Source organism: Curtobacterium sp. MMLR14_002 (assembly GCF_001864975.1).
In the GTDB taxonomy this organism is placed as follows: Bacteria; Actinomycetota; Actinomycetes; order Actinomycetales; family Microbacteriaceae; genus Curtobacterium; species Curtobacterium flaccumfaciens.
Window position 1 is genome coordinate 1 of record NZ_MJGT01000056.1, and the last position, 480, is coordinate 480.

1 protein-coding gene is annotated in these 480 nt (G+C 69.2%); it reads left to right on the forward strand.

The features are described from left to right. Positions 1 to 186: 186 nt before the first annotated feature. Positions 187 to 480 (forward strand): MFS transporter (locus BIU91_RS09090; protein WP_216099660.1); only part of this gene is annotated, 294 nt, incomplete at its 3' end.

A 480-nucleotide genomic window follows, 5' to 3' on the forward strand; every position in this document is an offset into this window, starting at 1 on the left:
GCAGTCCGTGTATGGTCTCGATCACTGAGGTAAAAGGCGCCGCGATCTGCGACGCACCAGCACGCGGCATCGAACGAGTCGCCACTTCTTCCCTCGAAGGAGTGCGCCATCGTGTCCCCCAGTCCCGCTCGCACCACCGGGCATGTGCCCGGCGGTGGTTCTTCTCCTCGTCTGCGCGACGCCTGGATCGCCCTCGCCGGGCTGTCCGCGGTGTTCCTGTTCGAGATGCTCGACAACTCCGTGCTCAACGTCGCCCTGCCGACGATCGGCCGCGACCTGGGCTCGTCGACGACGGGCCTGCAGTGGGTCTCGGGTGCCTACTCGGTCGCCTTCGGAGGGCTGATGCTGCTCTTCGGCGCCGTCGCCGACCGCATCGGACGCCGCCGGGTCATGCTCGCCGGGCTCGTCCTGCTGGCCCTGGCGAGCCTCGCCACAGCGGTGGTCACGTCGACCGAGCAGCTGATCGCCGTGCGGGTCGCG